Here is a 24533-nt window from a genome sequence, read left to right as displayed (position 1 = left end):
AGATAGGCTCTTAAATAATTGTAAATTTATGTAAAATTTAAGGCGGCAAAATAGCAATTTTTTCTTTTACAGCACTTTAACTAATTGGAAAGAAGTCAATTAAAGCATCGGAGAAAAAATGATGAATAACTTGGTTCTGAATACACCAACATTTAGAACAAATATAAGATCAATAAATAATACTCCTAAGCAGCCTTTAAAAGTGGGATTTAAAGGTAGTGAAGATGAAGCTGAAAAAGATAAACTGGACCTTTCCACTTCAAAAAAAGTAAAAGAAGAATCTGATAATGAAGTAAAAGAAGAAAAATCTTCAAAAAAAGCAAGCGAAGAAGAATCTGATGACGAAGTTAAAAGCGAAAAACCTTCAAAAAAAGTAAAAGAAGAATCTGATAATGAAGTAAAAAAAGAAAAATCTTCAAAAAAACATGTTAAAAAAGATAATATAAATTGGCAAGAAGCGGCAAAGAATTTTGGCAAAGGTGCAATATCTCCGGCAACTACTTTGATTTCCAGTCCGACTAATATGGCGGTTGGTGCTGGTGCTATTGCAGGGATAACATTTTTGAATGCCAAATGCAAAAATGCAAAGGGACACAGTCCAGTAGGAATATTGCTTGTGGCGTTCGGTCTTGCAACCGGTGCATATCAGGCATATAAAGGTATTCGCAAATTTAATAAGGCTAAAGATCATATCGAAAAAGAAAAATCTTTTTATGATATTGGGGCAGGTACTTGTATTGGCGGTATTTCCGTATATTCTGCAAATTCGGCTCTAACTTCAGCCGGCATAAATACAGGAAAAAATCTTAATATTATTGAAGCTACATGGCAAAGTATTAAAAATATTCCAAACGCTTTTCAGGAAATCCTTTCTAACGTAACCAAACCTGGATTTGTCCGTGGAGCAGCGGCAGCCGCAGGAATAGGAGGTGCAGCACCAGAAATTACAGATACTGTTGCCAGTACAGAAGGTGATTCGGTCGCTGAAGATGTAGCAAGAATAGTACAAGATGTAGAAGCCAGGATGACAGAACTAACCGCTGAGCATGCCCCCAATATAGCCGCAGCAAGAAAAGGCATAGCAAAGGCTATAGTAACAGATGCTCTGGAACAAGGGACTTCTATTACAGAGGCTACAAAAGCAGCAATAGATGGAGCAATGACTCCTCTTAATCCTGAAGTCTTGCAAAAAATAGCTAAAATAAATGAAACTATAAATAGAAAAAAAGAAGCAGATGCAGCAATATCTTCAATGGTCGCTGTTCTTAAACCTTCTATATCTCAAGGTGACTCGTCAGACGGGTTATCAAATGAACCCGCTGCACAAAATTATGATTCCAATGAATATTGATTTCAGTTATTAACAAGTAAGAAAAATACTGCATGGTTTCAAAAAAATAATATTTCATGACTATTGCCCGTCAAGTGTGGACAAAAGAATACTTGACCTGACTTTTTTTGAGCCATATCATGAACATGATTTTTCATAAGGTTTTAAGTCATGCATAATGAAAAACTTTCATCAGAAGAACTGTTTAATCCAAAGTTTGATAAAATTGGCTATATTCAGGTTTACACCGGTGATGGCAAAGGAAAAACCACTGCCTCTCTCGGGTTAACAATGAGAGCATTAGGTCGAGGTTGGAAAGTTCTTATTGTCATGTTCGCCAAAGGCGGGAATGGATATGGAGAGTTGTTTTCTTTCAGAGAACTCAGCCCGAAACTTATGAATCAGTTAAAAATAATTCAGGCAGGAATAGACAGAATTGTCTATAAAAACAATCTCTCTGATGAAGATAAAAACGCTGTTAATTACGGCTGGAAAGCAGCACAACAGGCTGCAGCGTCAGGAGAGTTTGATCTTATCGTGCTTGATGAAGCTAACATTGCTATAGAGCTGGGGTTAATAAGTCTTGAAGAAATGAAAGATTTTCTTAAAAATAAACCGGAGGCTCTTGAAATTGTTCTTACAGGTAGGCATGCCCATCCTGAGATAATAAAACTGTCGCATCTTGTTTCGGAAATCTGCCCTATTAAACATTATTGGGACATAGGTGTTACTGCACGCAAAGGTATTGAATACTAAAAAGCTGTTAATGCTATATATATTTATATAACAACAAACGTATACAAATTATTAACAAATGTAAAATATATAAAAACCGAAAATATAGGGGTTATTTTATAAAAAATTTGGGAATTCTATATATAGTAGAGGCAGTAACTAAATTTAGAGGTTAGGAATGGCTAAAGTTTTAATTGTTGATGATTCTACAGTACAGAGAACTATTTTAAAGAAGTTCCTCGAAAAAGAACAACATGAAATTATTGGCGAGGCAAAAAATGGGCAAGATGCGGTAGCCTTGTACAAAGACTTAAATCCTGATATTGTTCTGCTTGATATAGTTATGCCGGACGCCAACGGTATTGCTATTTTAGATCAAATAATAAATCAGGACGAAAATGCAAATGTTATTATTTGTTCTTCAACGGCGTTGAGAAACCTGATAATTGAATCAATTCAAATTGGAGCAAAAGGTTTTCTTGTAAAACCGATAACCTCTGAGACGCTTTTAAAAACTATTAATAAAATTATGCACATGAGTAAAATCCCTCAAAATCTTAAGAACAGATTTTGCTCTTAACAAGACGGTTTTTACAATAATTATCGGTTTATTTATTCAAAAAAGCTTTGTGCATTTCTCGGAGCTGCTTTAATTTATCACGAATTTCTGCAGCTTTTTCAAAATCAAGAATTTTAGCGGCGGAATGCATTTCTTTTTCAAGTTTTTCTATTATTTTGGGAAGATCGCTTATTTTTGCGTCTATTTCAACCATTTTTTCTGCAATAACATCTTCCAGACTGCGAAAACTGTTTACCATCTCTAAAAGATTGTTAGAAAGGGGTTTAACAATAGTTTTAGGTGTAATATTATTGATTCTGTTATATTCTTTCTGAATTTCTCTTCTTCTATCGGTTTCTTCAGTGGCTTTTTTGATGCTGTTAGTAATTTTATCGGCATACATTATAACTTTTCCGTAAGAATTTCTTGCGGCTCTTCCCACTGTCTGAATAAGGCTTGTTTCCGACCGCAGAAAGCCTTCTTTGTCAGCATCCATAATTGCAACAAGGGTTACTTCCGGCAAATCAAGACCTTCCCTTAAAAGATTTACCCCGATTAGGACATCAAATTCCCCAAGCCTCAAATCTCTAAGGATTTGCACTCTTTCAAGAGATTGAATTTCGCTGTGCAAATATCTTACCCTGATTCCAAGCTGTAAAAAATAATCCGTAAGGTCTTCAGACATTTTTTTGGTTAAAGTGGTAATAAGTATGCGCTCTTTTTTGTCAGCTCTTTTTTTGATTTCCACAATTAAATCATCAACCTGATTGTTTATAGGGCGAATATCAATTTCCGGATCGATAAGCCCTGTAGGTCTAATGATTTGCTCGACCACCTGTTCGGAAATACCCAGTTCATATTCCGCCGGTGTCGCAGAGACAAATATTGCCCGTTGAATTCTTTTCCAGAATTCTTCTGCTTTTAAAGGTCTGTTATCTCTTGAGCATGGAAGCCTGAAACCATAATCTATAAGCACATCTTTTCTTGCTCTGTCGCCGTTATACATTGCTTTTATCTGTGGAATAGTTACATGTGATTCGTCAATTATAAGCAAGAAGTCATCGGGAAAATAATCAATCAAAGTTGCAGGAGGTGTTCCCGCTTCTCTTCTTTCAAAAATTCTTGAATAATTTTCAATTCCGTTGCAATATCCGACTTCTCTAATCATTTCTAAGTCATGATGTGTTCGTTGAAGAAGTCTTTGGGCTTCCAGAATCTTATTTTGGCTGTTAAGTTCGTTAACACGTTCAGTTAATTCATTTTTAATAAGTTGACAGGTTTCTTTAGTATCCTCATCTCCTGATAAATAATGAACAGCGGGATAAATAACAACTCTTGCGCAAATTTCAATAATTTCACCTGTCGTTGGATTAATTCGTGAAATTTTCTCTATTTCATCGCCAAAAAACTGTATTCTTATTATTATATTTTCATAAGCAGGTTTTATTTCTACAAAATCACCTCTTGCCCTGAAACAACCTCGTTCCAGTTCAATATCATTTCTTTCGTAATGCACGTTTACAAGATGTCTTAAAAGCTCATCCCTATCTACAGAATCGCCTACAGAAATTTTTATGGAGCCTTTAAAATAATTTTCGGGTAAACCCAGTCCGTAAATACAGCTTACACTCGCAACTACAATTACATCCTGCCTTTCAAAAAGGCTTCTTGTAGTACTGTGCCTTAAACGGTCGATTTCATCATTAATACTGGAGGTTTTTTCAATGTAAGTATCTGTTCTCGGAATATAAGCTTCAGGTTGATAGTAGTCGTAATAGCTTATAAAATACTCAACCGCATTATTGGGGAAAAGCTCTCGCATTTCGTTATAAAGTTGTGCTGCAAGTGTTTTATTGTGGGCAATTATTAAAGTCGGTTTTTGAATATTTTGAATAACATGTGCAACAGTATAAGTTTTTCCGGAGCCGGTAACTCCGAGCAAAGTTTGATTTTTGTAGCCAAATTTTATCCCCGCCGAAAGTTCGTTTATGGCTTTCGGCTGATCGCCTGCAGGAGCATATTTTGATATAACTTGTAAAGGTCTGGACATAAAAACATTTTACTATAAGTTTGTGTAAACATCTTTTCTTCGTTTTACAGTAAAAATTTTTTCTTTATCATGATTGTGTCTATATGTTTATGCTATATTTATTTTAAGAAAAATTAAATAGATTATGCGCTTGTAGCTCAGCTGGATAGAGTGTCTGGCTACGAACCAGAAGGTCGGGGGTTCGAATCCCTCCAAGCGTGTATATAAATTTAATTTATATTTTTCATAAAAAGCTCAACAAAATGCTGAGCTTTTTATGTTATTATGGCAAATTAGAGTTGTTAAACAAAATCTCAATGGTAATAATATGGAAAATTGGAATAATTCTAAATATAATTTAAAAATCTTTGATAATCCAAAAGTTATCATTGATAATGATTTAAAAATTCCTCTTGAAATTCAAAATGGGTTAAATGTTGATGAAAAATTTTTAAAAACTCTAATAGATGAATTAAAAAATTTAAATATTGAAATCACAAAACTGTTTCTTGATAAAACAATGTCCGTTTTTGTCGGTTATAAGTTTTCTGACATTTATTTGGAACAAACAATTAACAATAATTATGGATATAAAATTGATTTTGACGAAGAATCACGCGGTGTTATGAGTGATGAAATTAGAAGAATTGTACTTTTTTCAAAAAATTTAAAAACAGAACATATAGGAGCAATTTTATATCATGAACTCGGGCATTTTATTGATGCATACAAAAATTTTGGAAATATAAATGATTTAAAAGATTTGACTTACTCCAGCACTCAAGAGTTTATCAATGCGTATGAAAAAGATTTTAAAAAAAATTATGAAATAATAAAAAATGACAAAAATCTAAGTCTAAGACATTTTGTACAGGATAATAAACCAAAGCAAATCAGACAGACAGCAATCACTGAAACTTTTGCAGAATTGTTCAGATTGGCTTTTAACAAAGTAAATAATTCAAAAACTGTTGAATTGTATTTTCCAAATAGTCTTAAAGTTGTGAATGAATTTTTAAACAACGAAATATTTAACAAAAAGGCATAAATTAGCTGTTATTGTTTACGTAATAACAACACCGTCAAAGTATTACTTTTTAGGCTAATACTGTTAATGTCTATAGGGGTTTTATCTATTTTTGTTTTCATTGTCTTGATAGTGGCAGGATTGTCGTTATTATCAGCACTAGAAAGCGGAGCAAAACTAAGCGGAACATCTTCACCCAGTACAATTTTTTGAACAAAATTTAAATTTAAACCGCCTAAATCAAGTGCTATTGTTCTGTCAATATTGCCGTTGAAAATTACGATACTGTAATAGTTGCCCTGACTGCTTATTACAGACTCAACACCCTGTGTTTTTGAATTATTATTCAGTATATTTCTAAATATATATTTATTGAGCAGTGATATTACATAACTAACAGGGAATCTGACAAATAAACTTGCTAAATCTTTCTTATTTGTTGAATATTGCATTGTTCCAAAAGAACCGCCATCAAAAGTTATACCTCTCCACGTTTTAAAAAGGTTGAAGTGCAATATTTTTAATGTTCCGCTGTTATTTGCCGCTGAAATAATAAATCTGGCAACTCCCAGAGCAGAAGCCCACGTCTGAAAAAATGCAGTTCCTGTATTAATAGAGTTAAATTCTCCGACCACAATATTTGGATTTGTAACCCCTAATTCTGAAAGATACTTGTCTACTTCTCTACAGTCAAAAACAGATCCGTTAAGAATAATATCGCAATATCTGTCAAAATTAGTCATTGTTTGGCTAGAAGACAAATAGTAAGGCTTCATAGGGTAGTGATGAGGCGAATAGATTATTTTGTCATCATTTTTGTACGGAGAAAAATAAGAACTATTAACCAAATCTCTTGTAAAAAATGGATTTGTTATATAAGCTCTAGCAGGGTCAGTGGGGACATCGTATTTATCATTAGCAATAACAGTAAATTTAAAATCCTGACTTATTTCTCTTATTTTTGAAATAAATAAATCGCAAATTCTGGCGTATTCAGAACCGCTATAAGTCCCGCAACCACCGCAAGAACCATAGTTCTCATTGCCTATTTCAAAACTATAAATAACATCACTATAGCCTGAATCTACAATGTGTTGAACAAGAGCCTTTGCGGTATTACTTGCAATCTCCATTTTTGTCCAGTCAACAGTTCCAGAACCGTAATCTCTAGAGCCCTCTATAACATTATCATTTTTTATATATTTAACGGTATTGTCCTGACTGTCAAAATATGTGTCAATATTAAGCTGATATTGGACTTTAAAGTTATGATTTTTGCAAAAATCAAGTACAGCATCAGGAAACATTATTGATGATTCGGTTTTCGGGGTACAGTCAGGCAAATCATTATTTACACAAAAATTATGTACGCCCTGACACAGGTCACTATAGGGTTTTCCGTAGTGAGTATAAGTAACCGATGCTCCTCCAGGGAATCTTATTACATCAAATCCTGATAATTTTATGTTTTTTGCGAAAATATCCATCTGGTTTTTGCTGTTTAAATTATCAATAAGTATTTTTGCAAGGTCTGTATCTTCCCACGGACCGAACCAATTTGTTCCGACAAAATTATCAGGCAATGTCTTTGTAATTTCATTGGAAACCAGTAAATCGCTTGTTTGGCTCGTGTTAAAAATAAGATTATAGTTGTATGTTAATTCCTCAGTGGTTAAAATTTTATTGTAAACTCTTAATCCGTATACCCTCAAAGGTTTTCCATAAAAACTTTGTATAATAATCCCATCGCCTTCGTTAAGATAAGTCATATCTCTTGCTACATGGGTTTCCATTACAGGCATTCTGTTAAAATATTGTAATAGATTATTATTATCATAGGTTATTGCATATTGATTAATTTCATTGGCATAAGTGCTTTTTTCAGAACCATAGCCGATTAAAGTACCAATAGATTGTACGGAAGCATAAAATTGAATACCATTTTGTAATAAACTCCACGAACCTGCCTTCATACAATGAAAATATTCCTTATTAACATCATAATCATTATATTTTTCCATTAAATCGTCTTCAACGGCAAAGATAAATTCAACTGTTACGGTACTTCCTAAATGCAGTTTAGAGGATGGGTCAATGGAAATTTTACTGCCGTCACCTAATAATCTTATATAATAAGGGGAATCTGTTCCGTTTCCGCTGACATAAGGTGCTGGCAAACCTGAAATAATGGCATCTCCTGCCGCATTTGCAGGGTTATAATCTTTTGCATAGTTATATAAGACTCCGTTATTTGCATCAAGACCTGCTCTTAAATCTACTATACAGTTTTGGTAAGCTTTAGGTTGTATAAAAGTCATTATTCGGCTACCGATATTGCTATGAGGCTGCTAATTTGGCTTATGGTAGCACCTGCTTCATTATTTATAAATAATCTTATTGCGCCACCGGCAGGAACTCTTATAACTCCGTCTAAATTAGCTGAACCCTGCGTTCCGCCACCTAAATATATACCAGTTGTAACAGAATCAATTATAATATCAAGTCTTACAGTAGCAAATCCTGTTGTTGCCCAGCCAACAGTTTTAACATAACAAACATGACCTGCTGGTACAACATATTCGGGTTGCACCATAGCTGATGAACCAGAATTTATAGTGCCTTTACCGTAATTAGTAGGTATTAAAACACCTGTGCTTGCTAATTCCGCCCATGGGGTGTGTATTTTTAATGTTGTTAAATCTGATTCTACATTACTTAAACGAGTTTCTATATTATCAGTATTTGTTTTAATAGCTGATAAGTTAACATCAGAACCCAGCGCATCGTAAATAGCCTTAAAAAGTGAATCATACCCGAACATTTAAACCGCCTTTCTTAAATAAAAATAAAAATTTTTTGTAAATATAACTACAGCTTCAGGGTAACACATGGCAAAATACCTGCTATTTAGGGAATAAAGCGTTAAGATAGTTTAATTGGTTAAGAATTTATTTATGCCTAAAGACTTTGTATAAGCTGAAAAAAATTATAATTTATGAAAAGATAGTCCAGACTTATGTATAAGTACTCCAGACTTGTGTAAAGATTGTCCAGAGTTGCTTCATAGAAAATTATTTTGACAAACTTATTTTATGCATCGATAATAGTTTTAAGCTGAAAAACAGTTTTTAATTTTTGTATAACTTAAGCAAAAAATTAAATAAGTACATAATAATTTATGAATAAATTTAATAAGCTGGATAAAATATTTATTCTTATAGCATTTGTTTTCGGATCGTTAATTTTGTTTTTTCCTGTCCATTACCTATTGCTTTCTTTTTTGGGCGCCCTCGTCCTTGTTTTTCTTCTTGTTAAGCCTCAATATTGCTATTATTTAGTAATTTTCACAATTACTTTTCCAGATAGATTAAGAGTTCTGCCGATTAGTTTTTCGGCAAATGATATTTTAATTTTAATTTGCATACTCTCTGTAGGGTTAAATTTATTAATTAATGACCGGCGGGTGAGTTTGAAAACAAGTATAGATAAATGGAATATAGTTCTTTTAATATTATATTTCATTACCGGAATTACCTCTCTTTCCAACACAGGCATACTGACTTCGTTTAAATTTCTTGAAGCTATATTTGTTTTTTATATTACTGTTTACCTGATAAGAACAAAACAAACTTCCTGGTCTAAAATTATTAAGGCTTTTCTTTTTACAGCATTATTTCAATCACTAATAGGTATATTACAATCTACTACTGGTGAATTTGGCGCAACATTTCAATCGGAAAGAGGATATTTGGGTTATTTGGGAATAGGTCCTAAAATTGTTTGGCATGCATGGGGAACTTTTGGAGGAAATGGAATGCTGCCGGAATTTTTAGTAGATATATTACTTTTGATTCTTCCTTTTTTGAAGTTCATTAATACAAAAAAAAGAAATATAATTCCGGCAATATTGTTGGTTGCAATTTATATGGGATATTCAAAAGAAAGCATATTAGCTCTTTTTGTATGCGGATTAATTTATTATTATTATAACAGTAAGGATAGAAAGGAAGCTTTAGGCAAAGTAGCTGTATTTGCCACTATAACCTCAATTGTTTCGGTTATAGTGGCAAATACATCATTTGTTAAAACAGTCGAAACAACTGTATCTGACAGATTTTTCATTTGGAGTTATCCGATAGCTGCATTTACAAATAATATTAAATATTTATGGATTGGTGCGGGATTAAATTCATACTGGGTACTTATTGATCCATTGCTACCTCCAAATATTTTTGCGCAGGAACATGGATATATGTTTGCGCATAATTATTATTTGCTGGCGGTTGAAGAAATGGGGATAATTGGTGCAGTTATTTTGTTTTCCTTTTTTATTTTTATGTGTAAAAAGTTTTTTGAAAATTTTAAAAAATATAAAGGCTATTATAGAAAATTAAATATGTCGGTTTTCTTATTTCTTATAACTATTTTTACGAGCAGTATCGGAGGGTTTTTTTACTATAATACTTATATGAAAATAATGATGTATATACTATTCGGAATGGTTTTGGCAAAAGAAAATTTTCTGAATGAAGCAATAAAAAAGAGAAAACTCAATGTTTAATATTAAATATAATTTTTTGATCTTAATTCAAATACTCTTAAATGCCGTAAATGCATTGCTTTTAATAAAAGTTTTCGGGATATCAAAACAGGTTGATGCTTATTTATTAGCAACTTCAATTGTGATGACAATCCAACTTCTTCAGCTGGTATTTTTTGAGCAATTTATGGTTTTTTATACGGACTTAAAAAAGACAGCTGTTGATAAATCAAATGATTTTTATAACGCCAATTTGTTTTTATCTTGTGTTATCGGGATAGTCTCCATAGTAATTTTGTATTTACTTGGAAATTTTGTTTTTAAGGTTTTTGTTTTCAATATAGATCCGCAGCGGCTTGAGTCCTTAAAAAACATATTTCCGATATTATTGTCAGGTTTGGTTTTTATGCCTGTTAATGCCCTCAATGAAAGGCTTTTGAATGCAGAAATGAGGTTTTCAATTCCTTATATTTTATCTTCTTTACCAAATTTATTTATTGTTATTGCACAGCTGACAGTTTATTTTTTGAACTGCAACAATATAATTTATCTTGCATACGGGCAAGTTTTCGGTTGGGTTTTAGCAGCTGTAGCAGGAACTATTTTTATAGCAAAAAAAATTGTGCCGTTTAAATTTGTTTTTTATCATTCCGAGGTAAAACCTTTTTTTAAAAATAGTTTCAGCACTCGATTAGGAGATAATATTTATAATGTACTGCTGCCAATAGCTGTTAATAATATGCTTGTAACCATGCCAGCCGGCTTTGTATCATATTTTTATTATGCCAAAAAAATTATTGACACATTAAAACTGTTAACTATTGGTCCGTCTTCAAAAATTCTCAAGACGAACCTGACAAATTTTTGGGTTGATAAAAATGTAAGAAAAATAAAAGAAGAAATGAGAAAATTCTTGAAAGGTTCAATTATTTTAATGTTTATTGGAATTGTTTTATCTTTTTTTGCGATACCCACAGCGTTAAAAATAATTTCTATGGGAAAATTATCTGACAATGATCTCATAAATATCAATTACATCTTTTTGTCTTTATGTCCGTGGTCTTTAGTTGTTTTAATTGAAGCTCCTTATATTTTAACTATTTTTACCGCTAAAAAAAGTCAAATAGCTATCATGGCAAATACCTTGTTTATATTAACATTTTTTGTTTTTGTATATTTGCTGAAAAGCAGCATGGGCATATATTCTATTGCTGTTGGAGGTTTATTTGCGCAATTTATAAATTATATAATTTATAAAAATTATGCAGAAAAGTTACTGCTAAACCTTGATAAAACGGAAAAATCATTAATAAATACCGGTGAAATTATTTACAATGTAGACTAACAGCTAAAAAGAGAAGATTTAAGAGTATAAAACAGATGGATATATCAATAATAATAGTAAATTACAACACAAAAGAACTCACAAGAAATTGTCTGAAATCGATTTTTGAAAAAACAGAGGGAGTTGATTTTGAGGTATGTGTTGTTGATAACAATTCTCATGATTGTTCTTCTGAAATGATAGAACAGGATTTTCCACAGGTTAAATTGTTGAAAAATAAGGAAAATAAAGGTTTCGGTGCTGCAAATAACATTGCAATAAGAGAATCAAACGCCAAATATGTATTTTTGCTCAATTCAGACACTGTTTTATTAAATAACGCAATAAAAATATTTTTTGATTTTATGGAAAAACAGGAAAATCAAAAAATAGCTTGTTGCGGCGGGGCTTTGTATGGCGAAGATTTAACCCCGCAGCATTCGTATGGAAACTTCCCGACTATTGAGCAAATATTCTTTACAAGATTTTTTCTTCATAAAATTTTTAAAAATTATTACAAAAAAAAATTTGACATGGGAAGCTGTGAGTTAAGTCAATATATCGTTGAGGTTGATTATATAACAGGGGCAGATATGTTTTTAAGGAAGTCTGTGCTTGAAGAAACCGGCTTGTTTGATGAAGATTTTTTTCTTTATTACGAGGAGTCAGAATTAACTTACAGAATGTATAAAAAAGGGTATAAATCGGCTATTATTCCGCAGGCTCAAATTATACATTTTAAAGAAGCTTCCACAGAAAAATCGCTTAATAAAATAAAAATAGTCAAACAAAGTGAATTATTGTTTTTTGAAAAATGTTATGGGAAAAAACAGAAATTTTTGATTAATCTAATACATATCTTTGAAAATATACTAAGATGTTTGTTCTTCCCATTAATTTATCGAAGAGCTGATTTTAACAAGACAGCGTCTATAGAATCAGCAAAAAAGTCAAATCGTTTATAAAAATCTGTTAAATGTTGGAGATAGTAAAAAATGAAATGGCTCATAATTATTGATAAATATATTCCTGATGTGGTCGGTGGTAACGTCATTTATATAGAAAGATTCATTAAAGGATTAATAGAACTGGGACATGAAGTCGTATTACTGGTTTCAACAAACAGAACAGATTGTCCTGAATATGAAAAATTCGATAATTTTGAGATATATAGAATTTACGTCAAAGAAGGTTCTATAGGTCCATTAAGAGTTAAAAACAGAAATTTATTAACGCAGAAATTTTTGTCTTTAATAGATAACAATAATTTCGATGTTGTTAATACGCACACAGCTTATTTGTTAAATTTGAATTTTTTAAGAGAAAGAAAAAAGAAATACAATTTTAAATTGGTTTCAACTTTTCATGCTGTTCATACTTATGAACTTTTATTTGATATGCAAAAATACTTGTCTTTTGGGGCAATTAATTATAGAGAGCTGGCAGTCTTTCCTGTCAAATTTATTCTTAGTTATATATTTGAATATAATTCATTTAAATATGCTGATAGCATCATTGTAATGAGTAAATATGTAAAAAATACAGTAACAAAATTTTTTGGGGATAAATTTTTAGACAAGGTTTTGGTTTCTGCAATAGGGGTTTCAAAAATAAAAAATTTAGAACCAATATCCAAACAGGAAGCCGGAAAAAAATTGCAATTAAACACTGATGAAACTTTATTTCTTACCGTAAGGCGATTAGTCCCGAGAATGGGTTTATTCAACATGATAAAAGCATTTAGTCTTATAGAAAATAATTCTGCAAGATTGTTAATAGTAGGAAAAGGCGAATTATACGGCAAGCTTGATAAATATATAAAAAAATTAAACCTGCAAAATAAAATAAATTTATTAGGGTTCGTTGATAATGATTTATTGCATTATTATTACAGTGCTGCTGATTGTTTTATTTTGCCGACGGAGCAACTGGAGGGGTTTGGTATCGTTACAATAGAAGCTTTAAGCTATAATGTGCCGGTAATTGGAACTCCCAGAGGAGCGACTCCTGAAATTCTTGAAAAATTTGATAAGAATTTAATTACAAAAAGTCATTTGTCAAAAGATATAGCAGAAAAAATAGAATATTTTCTTGTAAATAAAGATAAATATTCTGATATTAATTATAAAGATCTGGTAAATTCCGAATATGACTGGACTTCAATAATAAATAAAATTATTGATTTTATAAAATAATATTAAATTGCAGTCCTTCAAGTTATAGATTGCTTCGCTATGCTCGCAATGACGATTTTGGCGATTTAGCAATTCGAGTTAACCGGTAATTGAATTGGCAATAGATTTACTGCCTATGGTTTTCAGCCATATTGACGTAATATTTTTGTCTTGTTTTTGTAACTAATTGTTAAGAAAAAGAGTATTCTTGAAATAACAAAATGCTGCTTGTTTTTATATTATTAAGGTGGATTACACAGGGTTTTATGAAAGATGTCTGAGGAGGAATAATAAAAGTTTTTTGATTTATTGATTTAAATTGCGTTTTTTATATTGGTTATAGGTTAAAAGAACATTTGTTTATTTGGTGTTAAGAATTGGGGTTAATTTAAATTAAGTGGAGGAGTCATAATTATGGGTCTTAATTTGTCTTTGGATTCTCAAAAACAAGCTATAATAATTAATGCTGCTACTCAAAATGCAATGAAAAAACAAAATTCAAGTTCATCTAATAATATTGATACAACTGCTTCACGTATTTCTATATTTAGCGCACAAATAGAAGCGGCAATAAGAGAACAGGCCAGAAAATGTAATGATGTAAGCAGTCAAGTTGCTCAAAAAAATCAAAATCAGGTTGTTGGTTCATGTTCTGATGTTAATTCAAACGTGGCTGATTTACAGTCTTTAGTCTCATGGACAGGTTCAGCTTCTCAAGAAATTGCAGGGATTTCCGGAATATCAGATTCCGCAATAAGTTCTCTTAACAGTAGTATGGGATCAGCTATTCAATATGGCTTAGCTACTATAAACAATACCGTTGCCAGAGCCAATGAAGCACTCTCAAAAATCAATGTATCTAAAAATAATTCGCTTGGATCAGTTGTAACTTCAGTAAAAAACAATATTAATACTGTTGCTCAAAATGCGGCTGTTACCGGAAGTACAGCTACTTTGGGACAAGGACAAGTTGTAACAGCAAATCAGACAGGAACAGCTGCTGCAACTAAAACAGATAAAACTGCTGTTGATACAACTAAAACAGATTCAGTTAAAGCAGATACAGCTTCTGTGAACACAGCTAAGGCAGATACAACTACTGCTGTTACTGCTAAAACAGATACGGCTGCTGCTGATACAGTTAAAACAGGATTTCCTGTTTTAACAACAAAAAAAACTTAGAAGCTGTCTTGTTAAAATCAAAACCGCCTTGTCAAACAAGCCGTTTATGATTTTAACCGCAGTCCCTAAAGGATAGGCTCTTAATAAAATATAATGTAGGTAAATTTAGTAGTAAGGAAATGTATGTAGTGTGTGTAGTATAATGCCTGTTTTGAAAAACAGGCTTTTTTATTGCACGCAAAGCGGGAGTTAAAACCTGAAAGGCGACTTTGTCAGCTTGTAAGGCTGAACTCATTCAAGCGCGAAGCGGGAGTTAAAAACTTGAAAGTTAAATATGTTTATGTGATAAATAAGCTATAAAAACAGACAAAAAAGTAATAACAAACAGCAGAGAAATTTAGTCTTGTTTGATAAAAAAGATATAAAAAATAATATTCTTGAGATTGGTCAAAGACTGTATAAAAGCGGTCTTACCTCCGGAATATCAGGGAATATAAGTTGTCGCTGCAAAGTGAAAATTGAGCCTGAAGAACAGAATTTATCCACTCGAAATGGTCAAATCTATATAACTGCGACCAGCACTTGTCTTGGAGAAATGAACGAGACAGAAGTTGTTTTACTCGATGAAGAAGGAAGTATTGTTGAAAATAATAATATAAAACCATCTTCAGAAAGTATGATGCATGTAGAAATTTATAAAATCAGACCCGAGATAAATGCTGTTATACATGCCCACCCGCCTTTTTCTACGGCATTAGCAGTTTCCGGAGAAAAGAATTTGCAGGCAATTCTTGCAGAGCCTGTTGTAACATTTGGAAGCAGCATACCTGTAGTTGAATATGAAACACCTTCTACTATAAAACTTGCAAAAGCAGTCGCAAAGTATTTTGAAAAAAATGATGCTGTCTTAATGGCAAATCATGGCGTTACAGTGTGCGGTCGTAATTTGAAAGAAACTTTTTATAAACTGGAAACCCTTGAATTTTACTCGAGGGTTTATTTGTATTCAGGCTTACTGGGCAAGAGGTCGGAATTGCCTGAAGAAAAAATACAGGAGTTATTAAAATTCAGGCATTGCTGAGCAAGAGCCTGAACGCGGAAAGAAAGATGATTAATTTCGTTGGAGGCGTTGAAATCATTAATTAAAACTTTATTGTTACTGAAAATACTTTGTGTTATAACAAAATTAAACTAAAAGGGTATATTATTTCATACATTTATTGTTGATACAGTCAGTGAATTACATAAGAAAGGTGAATTTTATGACAACAAAAAGAGTTTATTTGTTCAAAGAAGGTAATACAGAAATGAAAAACCTTCTTGGCGGAAAAGGTGCAAACCTTGCTGAAATGACAAATGCAGGACTTCCTGTTCCTCCGGGACTTACTATTACAACAGAAACCTGCATGGAATATATTAACAACGGAAATGAAATGCCAGCAGGATTAATGGATTCAGTTAAAACAGCGCTTTCTGTTGTTGAACAGCAAGCCGGTAAAAAATTCGGTGATGCAAGCAATCCTTTACTCGTTTCTGTAAGATCAGGAGCAAGATTAAGCATGCCCGGCATGATGGAAACCATCTTGAACCTCGGACTTAATGATGAAACAATTCAAGGTGTAATTGCTCTTACAAACAACGAAAGATTCGCTTTTGACAGCTACAGAAGATTCTTAACCATGTTCGGAAGCGTTGTTCTTGATATTGAAAGAGAAAAATTCGAACACGTTCTTGATCAGGTAAAAGCAAAAGAAGGCGTTAAACTTGATACAGAAGTTAGCATTGACGGTTTAAAATCCTTGATTCCTGCTTACAAAGCTATAATTAAAGAAGAAACAGGAAAAGATTTTCCTCAAGATCCATATACACAACTCCAAGCGGCTATCGAAGCTGTATTCAGCAGCTGGAATATTCCTAGAGCAGTTGCTTACAGAAACCACTACAAAATTGATCACAACTACGGAACAGCTGTAAACGTTCAAACAATGGTATTCGGAAACATGGGAACTGATTCCGCTACAGGCGTTTCCTTCACAAGAAACCCTTCTACCGGAGAAAACGCTTTTTATGGCGAATATTTAACCAACGCTCAAGGCGAAGACGTTGTTGCAGGTATCAGAACCCCAAAACAAATTTCTGAACTCGCTATTGAAATGCCTGCTCTTTATAAAGAGTACATTGATATTGCTCAAAAACTTGAAAAACACTACAAAGATATTCAGGATATGGAATTTACCATCGAAAAAGGTAAATTATATATCCTTCAAACAAGAAGCGGAAAAAGAACATCTGCTGCTTCAGTAAGAATCGCAGTTGAAATGTGTGAAGAAGGAATCATCACAAAAGAAAGAGCTCTTCAGCTTGTTGATCCTACTCAATTATATCAATTAATGCTTCCTAGCTTTGATCCGAAAGCTAAAAAATCAGGCAAACTTATCGGAACAGGTTTAGCTGCTTCCCCCGGTGCTGCTGTAGGTAAAATCATCTTTAATACAGATGAAGCTGCTGAAAGAGGAACTGCGGGCGAAAAAGTAATTCTTGTCAGAATTGAAACATGTCCTGATGATATTCACGGTATGATCGCAGCTCAGGGTGTATTAACACTCAGAGGCGGTATGACTTCCCACGCAGCGGTTGTTGCAAAAGGAATGGGCAAACCTTGCGTTGCAGGTTGTGAAGCATTAAAAATCGATCTTAAAAATGAAACACTTACAACTCCTGACGGAACAGTTTATAGAAAAAATGACGTTATCTCTATGGATGGCGGCGAAGGCGAAATCTTTGAAGGTTCACTCGCTACAGTTGAACCTAAAATGGATGATAAATTCGAAAAATTATTCAGCTGGGCTGACGAAGTTAAAACTCTTGTAGTAAGAGCTAACGCTGATACCCCTGAAGATGTAGAAAAAGCTGTTGAACTCGGTGCTAAAGGCGTAGGTCTTTGCAGAACAGAGCATATGTTTATGGCTCAAGACAGACTTCCTGTTGTTCAGCAAATGATCGTTGCAGGAACAGTAGAAGCAAGAAAAGAAGCTCTTGCTAAACTTCTTCCTATGCAGTATCAAGATTTTAAAGATATGTTCAAAGCTCTTAAAGGATTACCGATGACAATCCGTCTTCTTGATCCTCCTCTTCATGAGTTCTTACCTAATAAAGACGAACTTATCGCTGAAGTTGCTACATTAAAAGCTCTTAAACAAGATTATTCAGCTAAAGAATCTCTTTTACACAAAGTAGAAGAATTAAGCGAATCAAATCCTATGATGGGCTTAAGAGGATGTAGATTAGGCCTTAAATTCCCTGAAATTAACGAAATGCAAGTTAGAGCTATTTTTGAAGCTGCTTGCGATCTTAAAGCAGAAGGTCTTGAAGTTAAACCTGAAGTTATGATTCCTTTAATCGGTCACGTAAACGAACTTAAAGAAGCCAGAAACGTACTTGAAAGAGTAGCAAAAGAAGTTATGGCTGAAAAAGGAACCGAAATCGATTATCAATTCGGAACCATGATTGAAATTCCTAGAGCAGCTTTAACTGCTGATCAGGTTGCTGAATATGCTGAATTCTTCAGCTTCGGTACAAACGATTTAACTCAGATGACTTTCGGTTACAGCCGTGATGATGCTGAAGCTAAATTCCTTAACGATTATGTTGAAAACAAAATCCTTCCTTCAAATCCTTTTGAAACATTGGATCAAGAAGGTGTCGGTCAGCTTATGAAAACTGCTATCGAAAAAGGTAAATCCGTTAGACCAAACATTAAACTTGGTATTTGCGGTGAGCATGGCGGAGATTCTGAAAGCGTTAAATTCTGTCATAGAATCGGCTTAAATTATGTAAGCTGTTCACCTTTTAGAGTTCCTGTAGCAAGATTAGCTGCTGCTCAAGCAGTAATCGAAGCTAAAGGGTCAAAATCTCTAGTTACAGCATAGTTAATATCTGAATAAAAAAAGAGAAGCCTTCGCAAATTGCGAAGGTTTCTCTTTTTTAAAAATAAAAACACTTTATCTGTAAGAAAAACAGCTAATTTTGATAATGTTCAAGTTATGCACGGATAAAATTATTAATTTAAACTGTTAAATAAAAATTAAAATAGCTTTAAACTGAAAAAAAAATGGTTTATAATCAAAAAGTTGAAATATTTATAGAGAATTAGGAGGAACGCTTATGCGTCTTACCCTTAACGGGCGTAATATTGAAATTACCAAGGCAATCAGAGATTATGTTGAAGAAAAAATCGGTAGAATAGTAAAACACAATTCCCAGATAATAAACATAAAAGTAACGCTCAGCGTAACCAAAAATAAAAGTGTTAAAAAAAGTCATACAGCAGAAGTTACATGCTTTTTAAACGGTTCTGTAATAAAAATAACGGAAGATGCAGAATCAATGTATGCTGCTATTGATCTTTTAGCTGACAGGTTTGATAGAAAAGTTAAAGAAATTAAAGAAAGACTTATCGGAAATAAAGCAGGAAAATCAATCAGAACCGAAGCTCAGCCGGAAGAAGTTCTCGAAGAAGAAGAGGAAGAAGTCTTTGAAGGAGAAACTTCAGTTGTAATTGACTTGAATTCTTAAAATTTATAATTTGATTATTAATCATACAGAAAAAGGCAATTACAATTTGCCTTTTTCTATTAAAAAATTTATTCTATTAAAAAGTGATTAAATATTAAGGAGATTCTTTATGTCCGGTAAAAATATTTTAGAACAAGAAGAGTTGCAGGCTATCGCTTTTAGACTGGGAAAAGAAGAATATGCGGTATCTATTACCAGTGTTCAAGAAATTATAATGCCGCAGGAAAAAACTAAAATACCAAGATCTCCTGAATTCGTTGAAGGAGTCATTAATCTTAGAGGAAGTATAATTCCTGTTATTGACGGAAGAAAACGTTTTGGTCTTGAACTCACAAAAGAAACTCAGGAAACCAGAATTATGGTACTTGAACTTGAAAAAAACACAGTAGGGCTCACTGTAGATTCAGTTTCTGAAGTTATACATCTCCAAACAAAAGATATTCAGGATTCACCCGTTAATTCAGACGAATCCCGGGATTTTATTCTCGGAATCGGAAAATTTCAAAACAGATTAATAATACTTCTTGATCCTGATAATTTTCTTGATTTACATGAAGTTGAAAGTATTGCCAATTTTGCGCAAGTGGCAGAAAATTTAACAAATTTAGCTGCATTAAGCGAAAAAGAGAAATTATCGTAAAAAAATGTTTTACTATGATACGAGTTTTAGATGTGATTTTTTCTTGGGAATTATTTCATTTCTTAATTCTTTTAGTCTGTCCAGAATAAAAGGTAAATTTCCGCAGTTTGGCTTAAGTTTTATATATTTTTTGTAATATCTCATAGAATCATTATTGCAGTTCATTTTATCGAAAGCTATTGCAATTCCCAGATAAGCTCTGGAATATTCTTTGTTTATTTTTAAAATATGTCTGAATGTTTTTATTGCTTTAGAGTACATTTCTAATTTTATATACAAACTGCCAAGCGCATTATGTGCCGAAACACTTTCCGGAGTAGCTTTGATAATTTTAAGATAATTTTTAATTGCCATATCAAATTGATTGTTCAGCTCGTAAGCAAGCGCAAGATTTAGCTTTGCTTCTCCATATTCGGGACAAATTTTTATAGCTTTTTTGTATTCTTTTATGGCTTTATCGTATTTTTTATCCATGCAATAACAGCATCCTGCCTCATAATACAAAATTTTGTCGAAGGGGCTCAGCTTTTTAGCTTCGTTAAATGCATTTACCGCATCACGTGTATATCCTGTTTGTTTATAAGAAAAACCCAGCCCTTTGTGTGCGTCAAGGCAGGTTTTATCGTGCTTGATTACCAGCAGGTATTCATCTATAGATTCCCAGAAATAATTTTTCATTCTCAGCGCATCAGCATTGATGAGATGCTTGTATATAAGTTCTTCAGGAGTATTAATTTTGTTATTTACTATATTGACAAAAATCCTGATTTTTTGTGACATTAAATCGTCTGTGACGATTTCCATAAACACCCCCTAACAAATCTAGCCTAAATTCATTTTATGTTTTGTTTAGAGAAAATAAATCAATCCGAGGGTTTAAATAGACTTGTTCATGAGGTTGAAATTTTGTGGTTTATGTTAATATATTTACAGTCGTGCTACACGGGGAACTAGCGATGCCCTTAGCCCGCAATCGCTTTAGCGGGGTGGACAACCTACCATGAGGCTCGATTGGTAAAGATCGACAATATTTTTGTTCGATGAAGTTTGGTCTGACACGGCGGAAGCCGATGAACCTGGTCAGGGCGGGAACGCAGCAGCCATAAGTTGTAACTTTCGGGTGTAGTCAGTTTGCCGGATGGAGGACAATAATGTTGTACTACTTTAACAGTCTTGTCAAAGCGTAGGGCACGGCTTTTTTATTGCGAATATATCGCAAATCAAACAATAGAATTTATTTTTTATATACTACTTATATTAATTTATGTAACAAAAAGCTCGAATTATTGAAATTTTCTCAAATCAAATGTTTTTTATATATTAAGAGGAGTAAATAAAAATTAATTGGTGGTATAACAAGGTAAAATTTATTGGGAGGAGATTAATTATGGCAAGAGTGCTTATTTCAATGCCGGACGAATTTTTAAACACAATCGACAACGTTGCTGATGATGAACAACGCTCAAGAAGCGAACTCATTAGAGAAGCTCTCAGAACTTATGTAAACAAAAGAAGAATCAGAACTGCTGCTACAGCAACAAGACATGCTGCATTACTTGAAACACTACTGTAATCAATTAAATTAAATGATTTTAAAAGAAAAGAGGGTCATTCAAATGACTCTCTTTTCTTTTAGGCGTTTTATTTATGCTATCATTTAAGGATGATGAGAGAAAAGATTCAAAGAATTTTAAAAAAAGTAAATAAACCTTCGAGATATATAGGTAAAGAAATCGGGAGTTTCAATAAAGACTGGGCTTCCGCAGAAGCTAGGGTGGCTTTTGCTTTTCCTGATTTGTACGAAATAGGTATTTCTAATTTAGGTTTAAGAATTTTATACGATAAAGTTAATTGTTATGACAAAAGAAACTTTTTGGCCGACAGAGTTTATGCGCCGGAAGTTGATTTTAAGAAAGAATTACAGCAAAATCATATTCCTCTTTATGGACTAGAAAGCTTTAGACCTCTTAATGATTTTGATATGATAGCTTTTTCTCTTCAGTATGAGTTGAGCTATCCAACCATTCTGTCTATGTTGGAGATGGCGAATATTCCCATAAAATCAGCGGACAGGAATGAATTTAACCCAATAGTAGTGGCGGGTGGCCCGGGAAGTTATAATCCTGAGCCAATTTCCGAATTTATAGATGTTTTTCTTATAGGCGATGGCGAAACTATAATTATTAAGCTTTTGGAAGAAATACAGAATGCAAAATCCAATAAATTATCAAGAGAAGAAACTTTAAAGAATCTTGCTAAGCTTGAAGGAGTTTATGTTCCCCGATTTTATAAAAATGAAAACGGGACAAAATTAATTCCTGTAAGTGAAGAATTTTCTGCTGTCATAACAAAAAGGATAGATAATATTGATAATAGGGATTATCCTGTAAAATTTCCTATTCCTTATAGCACAGCAGTGCATGATAGGGCAGTAATTGAATTAAGACGCGGATGTGGAAGAATGTGCCGTTTTTGTCAGGCATGTTTTGTAAATTTACCGGTGAGAGAAAGATCTCCCGAGCATGTTGTGGAAATCGTTGACAGCGTTTTGAAAAATACCGGCTATGATGAATATTCGCTTCTGGCTTTATCTTCTAACGATTATATTAATATAGAAAAACTTGTAGGCATTCTTAATGAAAAACATGCCTGTTCAGGGGTTTCAATTTCTCTTCCCAGCCAGAGAGCGGACAAATTTAGTTTAAAATTGGCAGAACTGGTTAATTCGGTGAGAAAAAGCACAATAACTATCGCACCGGAAGCAGGAAGCCAGAGATTAAGAGATGTTATAAACAAAAATTTAAACGAAGAGCAAATTATTGAAGCGGTACTTTCTGTCTATAAAACAGGCTGGAGTAAGATTAAACTGTATTTTATGATAGGGCTTCCGACAGAAACTTATGAAGATTTAGACGAAATTATAAATCTTTTGCAAAAAATAAAGGCGAGTGCTTCAAAAATTAAAAATGAATTAAAACTAAGGACATTTTTGAGCATTACATGCACTGTATCTATTTTTGTTCCAAAGCCTTTTACCCCTTTTCAGTGGGCAGCTCAGGACAAATTAGAGGTAATTGAAGATAAAATAAGATATCTTCGCCAAAAAGCACGACCAATAAGAGATTTGAAACTTAATTTTCATGACAGTTTTTTATGCCAGCTTGAAGCGGTTTTTTCAAGGGGGGGCAGGGAGTTAAACGGACTTATAGAAGAAGTTTATAAAAACGGTTCTTATCTCGATGCGTGGAATGAGCATTTTAACAAAGATATATGGCTTAAAACAGCGGAATCGCTTTCAATAAATTTGAGTGATTATTCTGCTAAAGAATTTGATGTAAACGAAGAATTATCATGGGATATTTTTAATGTCGGGGTTGATAAAAGCTGGTTGATTGCTGAATACAAAAATGCGCTTGATTTTAAAAATTCCGATCCTTGCGATGAAGTTTGCTCAAGCTGCGGAGTTTGTCAGAATTTGCAGACAGAACCTTCTTTGAGAGGTCATAAGCTGGACTCTTGTGAGCCTGAACAAGTACAACCAATTGCAGATCTTCCTCGGAAAAATAATTCGCAGGGGGACAGGTTGTCGGGTCAGTGCATTGCGCTTTCCCGCAATGACGATGATATTCATAGATACAGAATAAAAATTCAAAAAACAAACGAATTAAAATATATTTCTCATCTTGATTGGCAAAAATTGCTTTATGCCGCAATTCGCAAAGCAGGTTTGAAAATTAATTTTACGCAGGGGTTTAATCCTAGTCCTAAAATCTCTTTGGCGGTTGCATTGCCGATTTTTGTAGAAGGGATTGCTGAATGCGCAGATATCGAACTTCAGGAAAATATTTCTCCGGAAAAAATAAAAGAAAGATTAAATACCTTTTTGCCTGAAAATTCAAAAATTCTGGAAATTGTTAATATTTCTAAAGATAAAATATCAATTGAAAAAGCTGTATACTGGGCAAAATACAAGGCTTTCCCTGTGGAGCAGGAAAAAATTGAAAAAATCGACTTAAAGAGTATTGTCAAAAACTGTTTATTACAAGACAATATAGTAATAGAAAAGATTTCTAAAAAAAATTGCTTAAAAAAAGTTGATATAAGACCAGCAATTCATTCGCTAAATATATGTGAATCAAATGGTCGATATGAATTAGATTTTATCTTAAAAGCAGGGCAGGATAGAGAACCCGTTAAGGTTATTAGTCTTGAAAATAGTCTTTCTGACTGTAAAATAGAGGTATCTAACAGCACTTTAAGGGCTGATCATTTTCTTAATATTTTAATTCCTGAAATAGAATGGGATATAGTTAGAGAAAAGCTTTTGGATTTTGAATTTAATGAATTGTTATAAATCTGATTTAAATGGAGTGAATTTATTTTATATTTAAGATTTTTTTAAAATATTGATTTTTAATAAAAGTGTAGCTGTTATTCTCAGCAACCATGCAGTATGCGAGAATTTATATAATTAAAAT

The 24533-nt window shown here is 33.0% G+C and carries 19 protein-coding genes, 1 tRNA gene and 1 other RNA gene; 17 read left to right on the top strand and 4 right to left on the bottom strand.

The annotated features are described in order from the left end of the window. Nucleotides 1-118 precede the first annotated feature (118 nt). From WCG23_00895 to WCG23_00885, 3 genes are all read left to right on the top strand, one after another. Entirely contained in the window at nt 119-1351 is a 1233-nt protein-coding gene (locus tag WCG23_00895) for a hypothetical protein (GenBank protein MEI8388416.1), read from the top strand. Between the two features lie 150 nt (nt 1352-1501). Then, entirely contained in the window at nt 1502-2086 is a 585-nt protein-coding gene (locus WCG23_00890) for a cob(I)yrinic acid a,c-diamide adenosyltransferase (GenBank protein MEI8388415.1), read from the top strand. Between the two features lie 157 nt (nt 2087-2243). Then, nucleotides 2244-2645 carry a response regulator gene (locus tag WCG23_00885; protein MEI8388414.1) on the top strand — a complete coding sequence of 134 codons (402 nt, stop codon included), beginning with the start codon at nt 2244-2246 and terminating at the stop codon, nt 2643-2645. 28 nt (nt 2646-2673) lie between these two features. Here the strand turns inward: WCG23_00885 and uvrB are convergent, their stop codons facing one another. Then, the gene (uvrB, locus tag WCG23_00880; protein MEI8388413.1) at nt 2674-4674 is read right to left on the bottom strand and encodes an excinuclease ABC subunit UvrB; all 2001 of its coding nucleotides are present in this window, start codon (nt 4672-4674) and stop codon (nt 2674-2676) included. Nucleotides 4675-4800: 126 nt separating this feature from the next. Here uvrB and WCG23_00875 point away from each other — a divergent pair. Then, nucleotides 4801-4874 (top strand) — tRNA-Arg (locus tag WCG23_00875). A gap of 56 nt (nt 4875-4930) precedes the next feature. Next, nucleotides 4931-5701 carry a hypothetical protein gene (locus WCG23_00870; protein MEI8388412.1) on the top strand — a complete coding sequence of 257 codons (771 nt, stop codon included), beginning with the start codon at nt 4931-4933 and terminating at the stop codon, nt 5699-5701. Nucleotides 5702-5709: 8 nt separating this feature from the next. On the opposite strand, the gene WCG23_00865 is transcribed toward WCG23_00870, so the two are convergent. Continuing rightward, nucleotides 5710-7998, bottom strand: coding sequence for a hypothetical protein (locus WCG23_00865; protein MEI8388411.1), 2289 nt, complete (start codon nt 7996-7998; stop codon nt 5710-5712). After that, the gene (locus tag WCG23_00860) at nt 7998-8501 is read right to left on the bottom strand and encodes a hypothetical protein (protein MEI8388410.1); all 504 of its coding nucleotides are present in this window, start codon (nt 8499-8501) and stop codon (nt 7998-8000) included. The genes WCG23_00865 and WCG23_00860 overlap by 1 nt, the downstream gene beginning before the upstream one ends. Nucleotides 8502-9149: 648 nt before the next feature. On the opposite strand from WCG23_00860, the gene WCG23_00855 reads away from it, so the two are divergent. From WCG23_00855 to WCG23_00815, 9 genes are all read left to right on the top strand, one after another. Then, nucleotides 9150-10241 (top strand): O-antigen ligase family protein, encoded by a 1092-nt coding sequence (locus WCG23_00855; GenBank protein MEI8388409.1) that lies wholly within the window; start codon nt 9150-9152, stop codon nt 10239-10241. Further along, the gene (locus WCG23_00850) at nt 10234-11565 is read left to right on the top strand and encodes a lipid II flippase MurJ (GenBank protein ID MEI8388408.1); all 1332 of its coding nucleotides are present in this window, start codon (nt 10234-10236) and stop codon (nt 11563-11565) included. The genes WCG23_00855 and WCG23_00850 overlap by 8 nt, the downstream gene beginning before the upstream one ends. A 35-nt stretch (nt 11566-11600) precedes the next feature. Continuing rightward, the gene (locus WCG23_00845; GenBank protein MEI8388407.1) at nt 11601-12509 is read left to right on the top strand and encodes a glycosyltransferase family 2 protein; all 909 of its coding nucleotides are present in this window, start codon (nt 11601-11603) and stop codon (nt 12507-12509) included. Nucleotides 12510-12539: 30 nt separating this feature from the next. After that, nucleotides 12540-13739, top strand: a complete 1200-nt coding sequence (locus tag WCG23_00840; GenBank protein ID MEI8388406.1) for a glycosyltransferase family 4 protein — start codon at nt 12540-12542, stop codon at nt 13737-13739. Nucleotides 13740-14132: 393 nt separating this feature from the next. After that, nucleotides 14133-14900 carry a hypothetical protein gene (locus tag WCG23_00835; GenBank protein ID MEI8388405.1) on the top strand — a complete coding sequence of 256 codons (768 nt, stop codon included), beginning with the start codon at nt 14133-14135 and terminating at the stop codon, nt 14898-14900. Nucleotides 14901-15243: 343 nt separating this feature from the next. Then, nucleotides 15244-15921: a class II aldolase/adducin family protein gene (locus tag WCG23_00830; GenBank protein ID MEI8388404.1), complete on the top strand. Its 678-nt coding sequence runs from the start codon at nt 15244-15246 to the stop codon at nt 15919-15921. Between the two features lie 181 nt (nt 15922-16102). Beyond that, nucleotides 16103-18769: a pyruvate, phosphate dikinase gene (ppdK, locus tag WCG23_00825; GenBank protein ID MEI8388403.1), complete on the top strand. Its 2667-nt coding sequence runs from the start codon at nt 16103-16105 to the stop codon at nt 18767-18769. Nucleotides 18770-19004: 235 nt separating this feature from the next. Next, nucleotides 19005-19415 carry a ribosome-associated translation inhibitor RaiA gene (gene raiA, locus WCG23_00820; GenBank protein ID MEI8388402.1) on the top strand — a complete coding sequence of 137 codons (411 nt, stop codon included), beginning with the start codon at nt 19005-19007 and terminating at the stop codon, nt 19413-19415. Between the two features lie 109 nt (nt 19416-19524). Then, the gene (locus WCG23_00815) at nt 19525-20055 is read left to right on the top strand and encodes a chemotaxis protein CheW (protein ID MEI8388401.1); all 531 of its coding nucleotides are present in this window, start codon (nt 19525-19527) and stop codon (nt 20053-20055) included. Between the two features lie 12 nt (nt 20056-20067). Here WCG23_00815 and WCG23_00810 read toward each other — a convergent pair whose 3' ends face one another. Continuing rightward, entirely contained in the window at nt 20068-20859 is a 792-nt protein-coding gene (locus tag WCG23_00810; GenBank protein ID MEI8388400.1) for a tetratricopeptide repeat protein, read from the bottom strand. Nucleotides 20860-20988: 129 nt separating this feature from the next. Here WCG23_00810 and ffs point away from each other — a divergent pair. The 3 genes from ffs to WCG23_00795 all read left to right on the top strand — a co-directional run bounded on the left by ffs (nt 20989) and on the right by WCG23_00795 (nt 24409). Continuing rightward, nucleotides 20989-21249, top strand: an RNA gene (ffs, locus tag WCG23_00805) — signal recognition particle sRNA large type. A 193-nt stretch (nt 21250-21442) separates the two neighbouring features. Beyond that, entirely contained in the window at nt 21443-21628 is a 186-nt protein-coding gene (locus WCG23_00800) for a ribbon-helix-helix protein, CopG family (GenBank protein ID MEI8388399.1), read from the top strand. A gap of 90 nt (nt 21629-21718) precedes the next feature. Next, nucleotides 21719-24409 carry a TIGR03960 family B12-binding radical SAM protein gene (locus tag WCG23_00795; protein ID MEI8388398.1) on the top strand — a complete coding sequence of 897 codons (2691 nt, stop codon included), beginning with the start codon at nt 21719-21721 and terminating at the stop codon, nt 24407-24409. Nucleotides 24410-24533: the final 124 nt, after the last annotated feature.

It is taken from the genome of bacterium (genome assembly GCA_037147175.1).
Taxonomy (GTDB): Bacteria; Cyanobacteriota; Vampirovibrionia; order Gastranaerophilales; family UBA9971; genus UBA9971.
Note: the sequence above shows the minus strand (reverse complement) of the source record. Positions and strands in the feature narration are given on the sequence as shown.